Source organism: Gordonia liuliyuniae (genome assembly GCF_021738805.1).
Classification (GTDB): Bacteria; Actinomycetota; Actinomycetes; order Mycobacteriales; family Mycobacteriaceae; genus Gordonia; species Gordonia liuliyuniae.
In genome coordinates this window covers 396,827-412,065 of record NZ_JAKKOR010000005.1, presented here as the reverse complement: position 1 = coordinate 412,065, position 15,239 = coordinate 396,827, and the positions used below count along the sequence as shown (strand labels likewise).

Annotated in this window: 13 protein-coding genes and 1 tRNA gene; 4 read left to right on the top strand and 10 right to left on the bottom strand. The window is 67.7% G+C overall.

Going from position 1 to position 15,239, the window contains the following annotated elements; all coding sequences use genetic code 11:
- Positions 1 to 97 precede the first annotated feature (97 nt).
- The 4 genes from L5G33_RS07550 to L5G33_RS07535 all read right to left on the bottom strand — a co-directional run bounded on the left by L5G33_RS07550 (position 98) and on the right by L5G33_RS07535 (position 2,511).
- A tRNA-His gene (locus L5G33_RS07550) sits at positions 98 to 170 on the bottom strand.
- Between the two features lie 123 nt (positions 171 to 293).
- Positions 294 to 893: an oligoribonuclease gene (gene orn, locus L5G33_RS07545; protein WP_236997538.1), complete on the bottom strand. Its 600-nt coding sequence runs from the start codon at positions 891 to 893 to the stop codon at positions 294 to 296.
- Positions 894 to 928: 35 nt separating this feature from the next.
- Positions 929 to 1,735 carry a mycolate reductase gene (gene cmrA / locus L5G33_RS07540; RefSeq protein WP_236997537.1) on the bottom strand — a complete coding sequence of 269 codons (807 nt, stop codon included), beginning with the start codon at positions 1,733 to 1,735 and terminating at the stop codon, positions 929 to 931.
- 164 nt (positions 1,736 to 1,899) lie between these two features.
- On the bottom strand, positions 1,900 to 2,511 hold the full coding sequence (locus tag L5G33_RS07535) for a TetR/AcrR family transcriptional regulator (RefSeq protein WP_236997536.1): 612 nt from the start codon (positions 2,509 to 2,511) through the stop codon (positions 1,900 to 1,902).
- A gap of 91 nt (positions 2,512 to 2,602) precedes the next feature.
- On the opposite strand from L5G33_RS07535, the gene L5G33_RS07530 reads away from it, so the two are divergent.
- Positions 2,603 to 3,022, top strand: a complete 420-nt coding sequence (locus L5G33_RS07530; RefSeq protein WP_236997535.1) for a DUF4345 domain-containing protein — start codon at positions 2,603 to 2,605, stop codon at positions 3,020 to 3,022.
- A gap of 15 nt (positions 3,023 to 3,037) precedes the next feature.
- On the opposite strand, the gene L5G33_RS07525 is transcribed toward L5G33_RS07530, so the two are convergent.
- Entirely contained in the window at positions 3,038 to 5,101 is a 2,064-nt protein-coding gene (locus L5G33_RS07525) for an NADPH-dependent 2,4-dienoyl-CoA reductase (protein WP_236997534.1), read from the bottom strand.
- Between the two features lie 49 nt (positions 5,102 to 5,150).
- Positions 5,151 to 5,702: a PadR family transcriptional regulator gene (locus tag L5G33_RS07520; protein ID WP_236997533.1), complete on the bottom strand. Its 552-nt coding sequence runs from the start codon at positions 5,700 to 5,702 to the stop codon at positions 5,151 to 5,153.
- 99 nt (positions 5,703 to 5,801) lie between these two features.
- On the opposite strand from L5G33_RS07520, the gene L5G33_RS07515 reads away from it, so the two are divergent.
- Positions 5,802 to 6,725: an SMP-30/gluconolactonase/LRE family protein gene (locus L5G33_RS07515; RefSeq protein ID WP_236997532.1), complete on the top strand. Its 924-nt coding sequence runs from the start codon at positions 5,802 to 5,804 to the stop codon at positions 6,723 to 6,725.
- Here L5G33_RS07515 and L5G33_RS07510 read toward each other — a convergent pair.
- The gene (locus tag L5G33_RS07510; RefSeq protein ID WP_236997531.1) at positions 6,666 to 8,429 is read right to left on the bottom strand and encodes an ABC transporter ATP-binding protein; all 1,764 of its coding nucleotides are present in this window, start codon (positions 8,427 to 8,429) and stop codon (positions 6,666 to 6,668) included. The genes L5G33_RS07515 and L5G33_RS07510 overlap by 60 nt on opposite strands.
- Positions 8,430 to 8,914: 485 nt before the next feature.
- Here L5G33_RS07510 and L5G33_RS07505 point away from each other — a divergent pair, with 485 nt between their 5' ends.
- Both L5G33_RS07505 and L5G33_RS07500 read left to right on the top strand, forming a co-directional pair.
- A complete protein-coding gene (locus L5G33_RS07505) occupies positions 8,915 to 10,288 on the top strand; it encodes an MFS transporter (RefSeq protein WP_236997530.1) in 1,374 nt (457 codons plus the stop codon).
- Complete coding sequence (locus tag L5G33_RS07500; protein ID WP_236997529.1) at positions 10,285 to 11,421, top strand: uroporphyrinogen-III synthase; 1,137 nt, start codon at positions 10,285 to 10,287, stop codon at positions 11,419 to 11,421. Before L5G33_RS07505 ends, L5G33_RS07500 begins: the two co-directional genes overlap by 4 nt.
- Before the next feature lie 82 nt (positions 11,422 to 11,503).
- Here L5G33_RS07500 and L5G33_RS07495 read toward each other — a convergent pair whose 3' ends face one another.
- Genes L5G33_RS07495 through nirB form a run of 3 tightly spaced genes read right to left on the bottom strand, consistent with a single transcriptional unit; the run spans position 11,504 to position 15,173 of the window.
- Positions 11,504 to 12,229, bottom strand: a complete 726-nt coding sequence (locus L5G33_RS07495) for a sirohydrochlorin chelatase (RefSeq protein ID WP_236997528.1) — start codon at positions 12,227 to 12,229, stop codon at positions 11,504 to 11,506.
- A complete protein-coding gene (nirD, locus tag L5G33_RS07490; protein ID WP_236997527.1) occupies positions 12,226 to 12,636 on the bottom strand; it encodes a nitrite reductase small subunit NirD in 411 nt (136 codons plus the stop codon). Before nirD ends, L5G33_RS07495 begins: the two co-directional genes overlap by 4 nt.
- Positions 12,633 to 15,173, bottom strand: coding sequence for a nitrite reductase large subunit NirB (gene nirB, locus L5G33_RS07485; RefSeq protein ID WP_236997526.1), 2,541 nt, complete (start codon positions 15,171 to 15,173; stop codon positions 12,633 to 12,635). The genes nirD and nirB overlap by 4 nt, the downstream gene beginning before the upstream one ends.
- Between the last annotated feature and the right edge of the window lie 66 nt (positions 15,174 to 15,239).

Here is a 15,239-nt window from a genome sequence, read left to right as displayed (position 1 = left end):
GCGGAGTTCGTCGCCATGCAAAAAACGGGTTAAAGGGCGAAAGTGGGTTGAAGGGCGAAAAAAGTGGGAGACCCTTGGCAGGGTCTCCCACTTGCGGGGTGGATGACGGGACTCGAACCCGCGACAGCCAGGATCACAACCTGGTGCTCTACCAACTGAACTACACCCACCATCGGCGCCGACTTCTCACGTTCACACGTTGTTGGCCGAGCCAGGCTCATACTCTAGCCGGTTCCGCGCAGTAATTTCCAATCGGTTATTGACCTGCGTGTTTCGTCAGAGCATTCGTCAGGTCAGACGGGCGGAAGCTCGTCGACGATCGTCTCGAGTTTCTTCGCGTCGGGGCCGGGCGCCGACACGAATGCGGCGGCGCGGTAGTAGCGGAGCTCCTGGATCGACTCGCGGATGTCCGCGAGCGCCCGATGGGCGAGACCCTTGCGCGGCTGACCGAAATAGATCGCCGGGAACCAGCGGCGGCACAGTTCCTTGATCGAACTGACGTCCACCATCCGGTAGTGGAGGAACGAGTCGAGCTCTTTCATATCGCGCGCGATGAAGCCCCGGTCGGTCGCGATCGAATTGCCAGCCAGGGGTGCCGCCGCATCGCCGCTGATGTGCTCGCGCAGATAGTCGAGCACCATCTTCTCCGCTTGTGCGAGCGTCACCGTCGAGGCGCGGACCTCCTCGGTGAGCCCGGAGTCGGCGTGCATCTTCACGACCACGTCGGGCATGTTGGCGAGCGCGTCGTCGTCGGCGTGGATCACCACGTCCACCCCGTCGCCGAGAATGTTCAAGTCACTGTCCGTGACGAGCGCGGCGATCTCGATCAGCTTGTCGGAGCCCACATCGAGGCCGGTCATCTCACAGTCGATCCACACGAGTTTGTCCTGCACGCGATCGACTCTATGCCCGACGCGGGTGGCGCGGGTCAGTCGCCCTCGCCGAGCTTGCTGTAGAAGCGGCCGACGATCGGCGCGACCGCTGCCCGCGGCGAGTAACCGCCCGCCACCGACATCGCCTTCGACAACGTGCCGGGGACCACGCGCATCTTGTTGCGCCGCAAAGCGTTCAGGCTCATCTGTGCGACCTTCTCGGACGAGTGCCACAAGAAGTCGGGCACCATCTTGTCGACGATCGACTGATCCTCCGGAGCGGGCGCAGCGGTCCGCACCGGCCCAGGAGCCAGCAGGGTGACGTGTACGCCGGTGTCCTTGAGTTCGCCCCGCAGCGACTCGCTGAAGGTGTTCACGAACGCCTTCGTCGCCGCGTACGTGGCGTTGTTCGGGATCGCCATGTTGCCCGCGGCCGAACCGACCATCAGGATCCCTCCCGATCCTCGCGCGACCATCTGCGGGAGCACGGCGAGCGTGAGATCGTGGACGGCGTTCGCGTTCAATCGGACCTGTGCTCGCTCGTACTCGAAGTCGGAGTCGGCGACCGGACCGAAAGTGGCGATACCCGCGTTGTTGCACAGAACCGAGATGTCGCGGCCACGCAACTCGTCGCACAGCACGCCGATCGCGTCCAGATCGGACAGATCGACCGCGCGCACCTCCGCGTCGACGTCGAAGCGGCTACGGAGCTCCGTAGCCAGCTCGTCGAGGATCTCGCCGCGTCGAGCGACGAGGATGAGTGAGTGGCCGCGACGCGCGAGCTCCCGCGCGAGCGCCATCCCGATCCCGGACGACGCACCGGTCACGACGGCACGGGCAGCGTTACGAGGAGCTACAGGCATGGCGTCATGGTATCGGCAGCGAGAACGTCCGACCGGATTGGGGCGGTGTCGCGGCCGGGGGGCCGGCAACAACGACACACGGGGGCGGCCGGAGTTGTCCCCGCCCCCCCGCGCCCCGCCGGTTTCTGCCCCTCCCCCCCGGCCGGGTCGCATCAAACAGCGACTCACGGGGCCGGCGCATCCAGGTCCAGATATCGGCCGAGCGCGGCGTCGAATGCTGCCATGCACAGATCGATGTTCTCGCTCGGTGTGATGCGCGCGTCCAGGTAGGTGGCCAGCGACGTTTCACGGACGAAGGCCACCCACCCGACGAAGCCGACTTCGGCGGCCGCGCGAGAGTCGAGTTGGGTGCCCGCCGCGTCGATGAGGGTGCTGCTGAGTTCGGTGAAGCTTGCGTCGATCGGCCTGCGCACTGCCGGATCACTTGCGATCGAGCTTCGATTCGCGATCACCACCAACGGCAGATTCGCAACATAGAAGTCCAGGTACACACGGAGGCGGACTTCCGCCCAGTCGCGCACCGTCACAGGCGGTGACTGAGATTTCAGCGGGCTCGCGCCAGTGCGAAGGCGCTCGTGAGCCCGGGCCCAGACGCCGCCGAACAATTCGGCCTTGGTCGCGAAGTAGTGGTAGAGCAGCGCGCGCGTAACGCCCGCACGATCGGCGATCTGCTGCATCGACACGTCGTCGATGCTCGACTCCCGAAACACCTCCTCACCGACATCGAGCAAGGCGTGTCGCCGATGATCGGGGGGCAGGCGACGACGAGGGGGCACTGTGCCACTGTAGGCGAACCCGACGCGTGGTTGATGGCCGTAGACCTGGGACGTATCGTCTATTTGACAGCAGTAAAATTAGGAGGCTGTGATGGCACGGGTCTTTCGCGCATGGCTTGTCGTATTCGGTGTCGTCGTGATCGGAATCGCGGTGGCCCACTTCCTCGTCGGCCAGGCCACCTACATCGGAGGCGGCGACGTCAACGCCACCATGGACTCCGACCTACGCTTCTTCAACGTGCTCTTCGCCGCATACGGAGCTGCATTCCTATGGGCCTCCCAGGACGTCATCGGGCGGGCACGTCAGATCAACCTGCTCGGCATTCTGTTCTTCGTCGGCGCCCTTGGTCGACTCCTGGCCTGGATCGGCTCCGGCACACCGACGCCGTTCTACGTGGCGATGCTCGTCGTGGAGCTCGTCGTCCCTGTCGTCCACTACGCGGTGGTTCGGATGCTGACGAGCGGAGCCGAGGAGGATAGGGCCTCGACTCCGCACGACCAACGGGTGTAGGGCCGACGGCTCAGATCACTCGATGCCTGCGGCGACCTCTGTGCCCTGGCGGATGGCGCGCTTGGCGTCGAGCTCGGAGGCGAAGTCGGCGCCGCCGATCACATGGGTGATGACGCCGGCCTCGGTCAGCGGGTCGACGAGCTCACGAACCGACTCCTGGCCTGCGCAGACGACGACGTTGTCGACTTCGAGCACGCGAGTCCCGGTCTTGTTGCCCTCCCTGTCGTGCAGGGTGATGTGCAAACCAGCGTCGTCGATCCTGTCGTACGTCGCGCCGGAGATCTGCTCGACGCCCTTCATCTTGACGGTCGCACGGTGCACCCAGCCGGACGTCTTGCCGAGGGTCTTGCCCTGGCCGCCCGGCTTGCGCTGCACCATGTACACCTGACGAATGGCGGGCAGCGGACGGCTCTTGGTGACGAATCCGGGGGTGTCAAGGTCTTCGGTGACGCCCCACTCCTGCTCCCACTCCTTCAGATTGAGGGTGGGGGACTCGTCAGTCGTCAGGAACTCGGTGACGTCGAAGCCGATGCCGCCCGCACCGATCACCGCGACGCGCTTGCCGATCTCGCGATCGCCCAGAACGGCTTCGGCGTACGACATCACCATCGGATGGTCGATGCCGTCGATCGATGGGATGCGCGGGACGACGCCCGTGGCGACGATGACCTCGTCGAACCCGCCCTCGACGATGTCGCTCGCCGACACCCGGGTGTCCAGGTGGACGGCGACGTTGTTCACTTCGAGCTGCCGGGTGTAGTACCGGACCGTCTCGTTGAACTCCTCCTTGCCCGGGATGCGGGCGGCGATGGAGAACTGTCCGCCGATCGTGTCGCCGCCCTCGAACAGGTCGACGCGGTGCCCGCGCTGCGCGGCCGACACCGCGGCCGACAGGCCGGCCGGGCCTGCGCCGACGACGGCGACCCGCTTGGCGCGACGCGTCTGCCCGAGTGTCAGGACCGTCTCGCGGCCCGCCCGTGGATTCACCAGGCAGGACACCTTCTTCCCGACGAACGCGTGGTCCAGGCACGCCTGGTTGCAGCCGATGCACGTGTTGATCTCGTCCGCGCGGCCGGACTCGGCCTTGTTCGCGAAGTCGGGGTCGGCCAGCAGCGGCCGGGCCATCGAGATGGCGTCCACCTTGCCGCCGGACAGGATCTCTTCGGCGAACTCCGGTGTGTTGATGCGGTTCGATGCGATCAACGGGATGGACACGACGTCGCGCAGGCGCTCGGTGAACTTCACGAACGCGCCGCGCGGGACCGACGTGACGATAGTCGGGACCTGCGCCTCATGCCAGCCGATGTCGGTGTTGATCGCGTCGACACCGAGTTCCTCGGCACGTTTGGCGAGCAGCGCGATCTCCTCGAACGTCTGACCGCCCTTCACGAAGTCGGCGACCGATTGGCGCAGGATCACCGGGTAGTCGCGCGGCACCTGCTCGCGGATCTCCTTGATGATCTCAAGGAGGAAACGCTGGCGGTTCTCCGTCGACCCGCCCCACTTGTCGGTGCGGTCGTTGGTGTGCGGGCACAGGAACTGGTTGATCAGGTAGCCTTCGCCGCCCATGATCTCGATTGCGTCGTAGCCTGCGCGGCGTGCCAGTTTGGCGCTCTGGCCGAACGACCGGATGACGTGTTTGATGATCGCGTCGGTCATCTGGACGTGCTTGAACGGGTGGATCGGCGACGGTGCGCTGCCAGCGGCCACCTTGAACGGCGTGTAGCCGTAACGGCCAGCGTGAATGATCTGCAGGGCGATCTTGCCGCCCTCGTGGTGCACCGCCTTGGTGAACTCGCGGTGCCGCATCACGTCGGCCTGGTTGGTCATTTTGCCGGCGAACGGCAGCAGGAGGCCGGTGCGCGACGGGGAGAATCCGCCGGTGATGATGAGGCCGACGCCGCCGCGTGCGCGCTCAGCGTAGTAGGCGGCCAGTTTAGGGGTGTCCCACAGGCGGTCTTCCAGGCCGGTGTGCATCGAACCCATGACGAGCCGGTTCTTGAGTGTCGTGCCGCCGATCTGCAGCGGCTCGAACAGGAGCGGGTAGTGAGTGTTGGGTTCGGCCGTCGGGGCTGACATGGCTGGACCTTTCTTTCGTGGGGCTGTTCGCTCGTGGATCGAGCGGTAATCAGATCTGGGAGTCGAGTTCGCGACGTAGTCCTTCGATAACCTCGTCGCACCAGTCGACGGAGCCCTGGGTGGCGCGCACTCCACCGCGAAGTACCAGGTACTGGTGCAGTTTGCGTCCGCTCAGCGCGTTCGGTTCGGGATAGTAGTCGCGCTCGAAACCGGTGTAGAGGGCGAGCGCTGCCGCCGCTTCGGCGCGATGCTCTTCCAACTGCTTGATGATCTCGGCGAGGTCGCCGAACTCGGCGGCACGCAGCTTGACGCCGAGGTCGCTGCGCAACGGCGGAAACGGAGTCGGGCTGACGACCCACCGGGCCAGGACCTCTCGTCCGGCGTCGGAGATCGTGTACACCTTCTTGTCCGGTCGGCCGTCCTGGCTGACCGACTCGAAGCTCACGAGCTCATCGTCGTGGAGCTTCTTGAGCGTCCGATAAATCTGCTGGTGGGTCGCCGACCAGAAGTATCCGATGGACCGCACGAACTGCTGTCCGATCTCGTAGCCGGTTCCCGGGCGCTCGGACAGCGACACGAGGATGGCATGTTCCAAGGCCATGGCGCCACGGTAGCAGTGCAACAGTGTGGTATGCAATCGGGCGGTATGCAACAAGGTGCGTATGCTGCGCGTTTGCGTGAACCCTGCTAAGAATGTGCCGTGACCAGCTTGCGTCGAATCCCCGTTCCCGGATCAGCCCCCGAAGACGTCGTCGTACTGTCCGACGGGCGGGTCGGCACCGGACTGGCGGACGGGCGTCTGTTCGCTGTTACACCGGAGTCCGGCGACGTGGAACTGCTCGCCGACACGGCTGGACACCTCCTGGGCCTCGATGCGCGCGCCGACGGGTCGATCGTCATCTGCGACCACGATCGCGGACTTTTACTCCTCGAATCGGGACGGCAACGGGCGACGGTTCTCGCCGACACCGTCGACGGCCGACCGCTGCACTTCGCGTCGAACGCGACCACGGCGACCGACGGGACCGTGTACTTCACCTCGTCGACCCAGCGGTTCACGATCGACAAGTGGCGCGCCGATCTCATCGAGCACTCGGGGACCGGACGCCTGATGGCACGCAGGCCGGATGGGCGCGTCGACGTCCTTCTCGGCGGGCTGCAGTTCGCGAACGGTGTCGTGCTCGGTCCCGACGAGTCGTACGTCCTGGTCGCCGAGACCGGGGCCGCTCGCATCACCCGCTACTGGTTGACCGGCGATGCCGCTGGCACCGCCGACCTCTACGTCGACGACCTCCCCGGCTATCCCGACAACATGTCGGTGGGCAGCGACGGCCTCGTCTGGGTCGCTCTGGCGTCGCCGCGGAACGCAGTCCTCGAATCGCTGTTCAAGTTGCCGCCACGGGCACGGAAGGTCCTCGCCCGGGCGCCGCAACGTGTCGGGCCCGCGCCCGAGGAGACCGTCTGGGTGCTGGGTCTGCAGTTCGACGGCACCGTGGTGCACGACGTTCATGTCGATGCCCCCGACTTCTCGTTCGTCACCGGTGTCGCCGAGCGGGACGGCGTCCTATACCTCGGCACGATCATGCATGACGCGATCGGCGTGCTCCCCGTCCCCGTCCCCTGACCCGCAGACTCCCGACCCGCAGACTCCCGACCCGCAGACTCCTGACCCGCAGGCTGTGGCGATCCGGCCGTCGGCGAGTTCGCGGACGTCGTCGGCCAACGGCAGGATCCGCGCGTCATGAGTGATGAGCAGTGTGGTGCGGCCGGCCGCGAGAGCGCGCAGAGTCGCGATGAGGTCGGCGACCGTGTCGTCGTCGAGAGCCGACGTCGGCTCGTCGAGGATCAGGATCGGAGTGTCGCGCAGGAGTGCGCGGGCCATGCACAACCGTTGACGTTGCCCGCCGGACAGTTCCAGCCCGTCGGCGGCGAGCACCGTGTCGAATCCGTCGTCGAGTGCGGTGACGAACTCTTCGGCGCCAGCAGCGCGTGCAGCGACGACGATGTCGGCGCGCGTGGCGTCGGCTACGCCGTACGCGATGTTGTCGGCGACGGTGCCCGCCTTGATCACCGGGGTTTGGGGGAGCAGGGTGACCGCGTCGCGGACCGATCGTGCGGTGACCGACGCGATGTCGACGCCGTCGATCCGGATTGTGCCGTCCGACGGCGCGTCCATGCGCGCCAGGAGCGCGGCGATGCTCGACTTGCCTGCGCCGCTTCGGCCGACGAGTGCGGTCACCGCTCCCGGCGGCAGCGTCAGGTCGACGCCGTCGAGCACCACCCGGTCACCGTGTGCGCGGGTGACGCCGCGGAGTTCGACGGTGCCGCGGTTCGCGCGTAGGTCGTGGGCGCCGTCGACGTCGGTCGACCGGGGCTTCTCGTCGAGGAGTTCGCCGATGCGCGCGGCACTCACCGCGGTCGCCGCCAGGGACAACCGGACGTCGGCAAGCTCCTGAAGTTTGGGATAGAGCATGGCCAGATAGCCGGTCAGCGCCATCAGTTGGCCGACGGTCAGTGCACCGTCGCGGACCTGTGCGACGCCGACGACGGCCACGGCGAGCGTCACCAGGATCTCTGCGAATCCGAGGACCGATCCGAATCCGGCCTCCACCCTGGCCAGGCCGATTCGCGCATCCATCGCCTCCCGGCCGCGTCGGTGAAGCGCGGACTGTTCGGCCGACTCACGGTTGTAGGCGAGGGTCACCTCGTGACCGGTGAACGCCGACTGCAGCGTGTCCGCGAGGGCGCTCTCGGCGTCGCGCTCCCGCCAGGTGCGCTCGGTCTGGCGGCGGCCGTACCAGGCCGAGAGCACCCAGATCGGCGGCACACAGCAGAGTGCGACGAGAGTGAGGATCGGACTCATCCACCATGCCGCGCCGACGAGTGCGATCGTGTTGACCGCGGCGACGACTGCCGACAGGAGACCGGAGGATATCGCGTGCTCGACGGCTTCGAGATCGCTGGAGTGTCGCACGACGAGGTCGCCGATGCCGCGTCGCCGGTGGGCCGCGGGCGAGAGCCGCTGCACGTGCGCGAACACCCGGTCGCGCAGCGTCAGCACGATCTTCTCCGATTCGCGTGCCGCGGTCACCTGACCGATGTAGTCGGCTCCCGACGACACCGCCGTCACCGCGAGCCACATACCGACCAGCGGCACCAGCGCGGCGAGCGACGAGGCGTCGAGCGCGGTGTCGACGACGTCGGCGAGTACGAAGACGCCTGCCGCGTCACAGGCTGCGGCGACCAGGAACAGCACGCCTGCGGCGAATAGGAGTCGGCGGTGACCACGAAGCAGCGGAGCGAAGCGGGTGACGGCGCGGCGGTTCACAGAGATAGTCCTTCGGATGAGACGCCGCGTGCGCCGGGCTCGTCGACGAGCCCGGCGCACGCGTGGCGGATCGGGAGCTGAGGGGAGATCAGCGCCAGAGCCAGGTCCACCGGCGTGAGCGGCGGTCCCACTGACGGACACGGCGACGACGCTGCGGCGTCGCCCGGTGGTTGTTCTGCTGGTTCTGCTTCTTCGGGGCGGCCATGAGGGCTCCTTCGTGTCGAAGAGGTACGGGCTGTACCTCTTTTGCCTTGTGGTGCTGTTGTTCTCGGCGCCACACGGATCAAGGTATGAGCGGTTCCTGGACGCTGGAGGGGAGGTCTCCTGCCGGTTTCCTGAGCGCCCTCACACGCGGTGGCCCCGCCGTGCGAGGTGTTCATTACTTCGCGGTGACAGCTCCTGCGCTCGCGCGCAACACATGATTCTTAAGGTTCGTCAACATGAGCCCGACGGACCCGCCGTCGGCGTGACGAGAGGCGGAGCGCGTGCGAGGAAGTCACACGATCGACCACTGGGATCCCGAAGACACTCGAGCGTGGGAGGCCGGTGGGTCGGCGATCGCGCGACGCAACCTGCTGTGGTCGGTGGTCGCCGAGCACGTCGGATTCTCGGTGTGGTCACTCTGGTCGGTGATGGTGCTGTTCATGCCGACCGAGGTCTACGGGATCAGCACCGGCGACAAGTTCCTGATCGGTGCCGTCGCCACCCTGACCGGTGCGCTGCTGCGGTTTCCGTACACGATGGCGACCACTCGTTTCGGCGGCCGCAACTGGACGGTCTTCTCCGCGGTGGTCCTGCTGATCCCGGTGTCGGCGACGATCATCCTCCTCGCCAACCCCGGCCAGCCGCTGTGGATGTACCTGGTGTGTGCGGCGCTCACCGGCTTCGGCGGCGGCAACTTCGCGTCGTCGATGACGAACATCAACGCGTTCTATCCGCAGCGGCTCAAAGGGTGGGCGCTCGGTCTCAACGCAGGCGGCGGCAACCTCGGGGTGCCGGCCGTGCAGCTGCTCGGTCTGCTGGTCCTGGCGTGGGCCGGTGACACCGAGCCGTACTGGGTGTGCGCGTTCTACCTCGTGGCCCTGGTGATCGCGGGCATCGGCGCCGCCGTGTACATGGACAACCTCGACGGCCCCGGCGTCGACACCGCCGCGATGCGGTCGGCGTTGAAGAACCGCCACACGTGGACCATCTCGCTGCTGTACATCGGGACGTTCGGGTCGTTCATCGGCTTCTCGTTCGCCTTCGCGCAGGTGTTGGCGATCGACTTCCGTGCAGGCGGACAGTCGGCGGCCGACGCAGCGCTGCACGCGGCGTCGATCGCGTTCATCGGACCGCTCCTCGGCTCGATCAGCCGGGTCTACGGCGGCAAGCTCGCCGACCGGTTCGGCGGCAGCAACGTGACCCTGAGCGTGTTCGTCGGCATGATCGGCGCGGCGGCGATTCTCATCGCGGGCAGCGGGTCACTCGTCACCATGTCGGTCGCGTTCGTCCTTCTGTTCATCCTGTCCGGCATGGGCAACGGCTCGGTGTACAAGATCATCCCGTCCGTGTTCGACGCCGCGTCGCGATCTCTTCCGCTCGACGCCGCGGGTCGCGCCGCCTACTCGCGGTCCATGTCGGGTGCGGTCATCGGCATCGCCGGCGCCCTCGGCGGTCTCGGCGGCGTCGGCATCAACCTGGTGCTGCGGCAGGCCTACCAGTCGGGCGACGGCGGTTCGCCCGCGTGGGCGTTCATCGTGTTCGCCGCGTTCTATGCGGTGGCTGCGCTGGTCACCTGGCGGGCGTACGTCGCCGTTCCGGCGACGGCTGCTCCAGCGAACGAGTCGGCACCCGTGTCTGGAACGATGACGTCATGACATCAGGCACCGATCAGAGAACCCCGCCGACTCTGGCGGGGTTCTCGGTTGCGATCACCGCGGCACGTCGGGCGGAGGAATTCGAGGCGCTGCTGACTCGTCGCGGTGCCCGGGTGGTGTCCGCGGCGGCGATCTCGATGGTCCCGCTCGCCGACGACCAGGGGCTTCTGGAAGCGACGCGCAGCCTCATCGACGCGCCGCCCGACATGGTGATCGCGACGACGGGCATCGGTTTCCGCGGGTGGATCGAAGCGGCCGACGAGTGGGGGATGGCTGCTCAGCTGCTGACTTCGCTCGGCTCTGCGCGTGTCATCTCCCGTGGCCCGAAAGCCACGGGCGCGCTGCGGGCGGCGGGTCTACGCGAAGAATGGTCGCCGGTGTCGGAGTCGTCCGCCGAGGTGCTTGCGTGGCTGTCCGCCGCCGATCTCGACGGCAAGCGGGTCGCGGTCCAATTGCACGGGGCGACGGACTCGTGGGATCCGAATCCGGGCTTTCTGGACGGACTGGCCGCGCTGGGCGCCCAGGTGGTCGGCGTCCCCGTCTACCGCTGGGAGGGCCCGAGCGACGTCGCCGCGTTCGATGCGCTCATCGACGACGTCGTACACGAGCGGGTGGACGCCGTCGCGTTCACGTCGGCGCCCGCGGCGGCGTCGATGTTGTTGCGGGCCGGCGAACGCGGAGTCCGGGAGCGGCTCGTCGCCGCGATGCGCGGCCCGGTGACCGCCTACAGCGTCGGCCCGGTCACGTCGGTGCCGCTGGACTCCGCCGGGGTGCCGACCGTTGCGCCGGATCGGATGCGGCTGGGCGCGTTGGCTCGACTCATCGCCGAGGATCTGCCTGCGGGCGATCCCGACATCGCCGTGGCCGGACATCGTCTCGGCGTGCACGCGTCGGCCGCCGTCGTCGACGGCGACGTGCGTGAGGTGTCGGCGACCGGCCTGGCCGTGTTGAAAGTCTTGGCGGAGGTCCCCGGCGACGTCGTCTCCCGCCAGGATCTGCTCGAGGTCCTGCCCGCTGCAGGCCAGGACGCGCACGCGGTGGAAGTCACCGTCGGGCGGCTCCGGAACGCACTCGGTGCGCGCGAAATCATCGGAACGGTCGTCAAACGCGGTTACCGGCTGGCCGTCGACTGACCCGGCTCGGCACCGACGCCAGAATCGCGTTGCACAACGGTCGTCAGGCGACCATTGTGCAACGCGATTCTCGTGACCGAACTCAGCAGGCGGTGGACACCGCAGTTCGGTCGGTGGCCAGTCGACACGCGCGCTCGACGATGAGCGGGTGCAGGCCCAGCGGCCGGGCGACGACGTCGGCGCCCGAGCTCTCCAACCGGGTCTGGAACAGGCCGGGCGCGAGGAGATGCGAGGCGACGGCCACGCGGGCGTGCTGTCGCCGAAGGCGTGCGACCGTGTCGCCGACCGCCGAATACTGCGGGGCCTTCGCGGTCGGCGCGGCGAACGCGACCTCGACGGGTGTGTCGAGCAGGCGCCCGAGCGCGGCGGCCACTGAGTCGACGTCGCGGTGCGAGGCGGGATCAGACGAGCCAGCGGCGGCCAGGACGACGGCGTCGTCCGAGCGCAGCCCGGCGGCACGGAGACGGTCGGCGAGCGCCTCGACGACTGCGTCCGACGGGCCGAGGGAATCGGTCACACGCGTCGCCGGGAGGCTCGGACGCCCCAGATGCTCGGGGAGATCGCGCCGCACGTGGTAGCCGCGGCCGAGGAATGCGGGGACGACGGTGACCGGGTCCCGACCCCGTTCGGCGAGCGAGTGAGACTCGACCAGCGACGCGAGCGCGTCGGACGGACTCGGGCCGAGAACGTCGACGAACGAGACGGCGACGCGGTCGGCGAGTCGCTCGCGCATGGCGGCGGCGAGATCCCCGATGAGCGCGACCCCGTGCGGGTTACGCGTGCCGTGGGCGACGAGGAGGACGGTCATGAGCCTGCGGTGACAGGTTCGGGGCGTCGTCCGAAACCGACGAGCGGCGAGTTCGCGACGAAGACCGTCCCGTCGATGCCGATCCGTGTCGCGAACACCGGGACCTTCACCCCGTCCGCATCGAGGCACCGGCCGTCGACCAGACTGAACGCCTGCTTCTTCAGCGGCGACTGCACCACCGGGAATCCGTTGCGGTCGCCGACGATGCCGCGGGACAGGACTGCGGCGCGGCCGATCGGGTCGATGTTCCCGACCGCGCGCAGCGAGTCGTCCGCCAGCCGGAACAGTGCGACCTGGCCGTGGTCGGGGAGCAGGACGGCGACGCCCCGCAGCGGCTGCAGCTTGTCGTACGCGCAGGCCGGAGTCCAGTCGCGCGTCCAACGGTGCAGGTCGAAGTTGATGGTCATGCGTTGCTCCTGACAGCAGACGAGCGGATCTGGGGCTGGCCGAGCAGCACCGGCACTTTGCGGCCGTGGCTCTCACCGAACGAGACGGTGGGATCGGGCACCCCGGGGGCGTTGACGAACGAGACGAATCGCGAGAGCTTGTCGGGGTCGTCGAGGACCCCCTTCCATTCGCACTGGTAGCCGTCGACGTGCCGGGCCATGTCGGCTTCGAAGTCGGCGGCCAGCGACAGACTGTCGTCGACGACCACGGCGCGCAGGTGCTCGAGTCCGCCGTCGAGGTTCTCCAACCACGGCGCGGTGCGCTGCAGGCGGTCGGCGGTCCGGATGTAGTACATGAGGAACCGGTCGATGTAGGCGATGAGGGTCGCGGTGTCGAGGTCGCCCGCCAGGAGTTGTGCGTGTTTCGGCGTCATCCCGCCGTTGCCTGCGACGTACAGGTTCCAGCCGCTCTCGGTCGCGATGACGCCGACGTCCTTGCCGCGGGCCTCCGCGCATTCACGAGCACAGCCGGACACGCCCATCTTGAGCTTGTGCGGCGAACGGAGGCCCCGGTAGCGGAGCTCCAAGTCGATCGCCAACTGGACCGAATCCTGCTGCCCGTACCGGCACCAGTCCGATCCGGCGCAGCTCTTCACCGTGCGCAGCGACTTGCCGTACGCCTGGCCGGACTCCATACCGCCGTCGACGAGTCGCCGCCAGATGTCCGGCAGCTGGTCGACGGTCGCACCGAACATGTCGATGCGCTGGCCACCGGTGATCTTCGTGTACAGCCCGAAATCGCGGGCGATCTCGCCGATGAGGATGAGCTGTTCGGCGGTGATGTCGCCGCCGGGCACACGCGGAACCACCGAGTAGGTGCCGTTGCGTTGGATATTCGCCAGGAAGTGGTCGTTCGAGTCCTGCAGCGAAGCCTGCTCGCCGTCGAGGATGTGGTCGCTGCTCGTCGACGCCAGAATGGAGGCGACGGTCGGCTTGCAGATGTCGCAACCAGTTCCGCTGCCGAACCGTTCGACGAGACCGGAGAACGTCCGAATGCCGCTGGCCCGAACGAGTTCGAAGAGCTCGGCACGCGAGACGTCGAAGTGTTCGCACAACGCCTTCGACTGTTCGACACCCGAGTCGGCGAGGATCTGCGACAGCAGCGGGACGCACGAACCGCACGACGTGCCGGCACCCGTGCACTTCTTAAGGGCCGCGACGTCGCAGGCGCCGTCGGCGATGGCGCTGCACAACGTCCCCTTCGAGACGTCATTGCACGAGCAGATCTGCGCGTCGTCGCCGAGCGCGCCGACGCCGAGCGCCGGGGCGTCACCGGTGACCGGGCTGATCAATGCGACCGGGTCGCCGGGGATCGACGAGCCGACGAGCGGTCGCAGGACGCCGTACGACGAGGCGTCGCCGACGAGTACGCCGCCGAGCAGAGTCGACGCGTCGTCGGAGAGGACGAGCTTGGCGTACGTTCCGTTGATCGGATCGCTGACCACGACGTTCAACGCGCCGTCGGTGGTCCCGTGAGCGTCACCGAAGCTCGCGACGTCCACGCCGAGGAGTTTCAACTTGGTGGACATGTCGGCGCCCGGGAAGTACGCGTCGCCACCGAGGAGTTGGTCGGCGACCACTTCGGCGCTGGCATAGCCGGGGCCGACGAGGCCGTAGCACCGGCCCTCGATGGCCGCGACCTCACCGATTGCGTACACGGCCGGATCGCTGGTGACACCCGTGAGGTCGGTGAGGACGCCACCGCGCTCGGCCGTCGCCAGCCCGGATTCGCGACCCAGTTCATCGCGCGGCCGCACGCCGGCCGCGAAGACCACGAGTGCCGCGTCGACCGTCGCCTCGTCGGAGAACGTGACCCGCACGTCGTCGCCGACCGGCTCGATCGATCTGGTCCCGGTCTCCAGCGAGATGTCGATGCCGAGGGCTCCGATCATCCGTGCGAGGTGTTCGCCGCCCGCCGGGTCGATCTGCTGCGGCATCAGCCGCGGGTTCATCTCGATGACGTGTGGTCGCAGGCCGAGTTGGCGGAGCGCGTTCGCCGCCTCGAGGCCGAGGAGCCCGCCGCCGACGACGATTCCGATCGGCTGGTCGCCGGTGCTGCGTGCGATCGCCGCTTCGGCATCGGCGCGGATCGCATCGAGATCGTCGAGTGTGCGGTAGACGTGGCAGTGGTCGACGTCGTGTCCCGGCACGGGCGGCACGAAGGCGTACGAGCCGGTCGCAAGCACGAGGGCGTCGTAGTCGACAGTGGTGCCGTCGTCGAGGTGCACCGTCGTGGTGGCGCGGTCGATCGACGCTGCGCGACGCCCGGTCAGCACGCGCACTGCGCCGTCGTCGTCGTACGCGTTGCCTGCCAGCGCGAGCGTGCTGCGATCCCATCCGCCGACATACGAGGAGAGCCCCACGCGGTCGTACGCGCGATCGGCTTCCTCGCCGATCACCACGATGTGCCACGACGCATCCTCATCGCGAGTGCGGAGTGCTTCGACGAAACGGTGCCCCACCATTCCGTGCCCGATGACTGCGACTGTTCTACTCATGTCGACGACGGTATGGATCCGGTGTTGCGGCAGATCGCGGGTCTCGTTGCTCGCGAGTCACCAGGT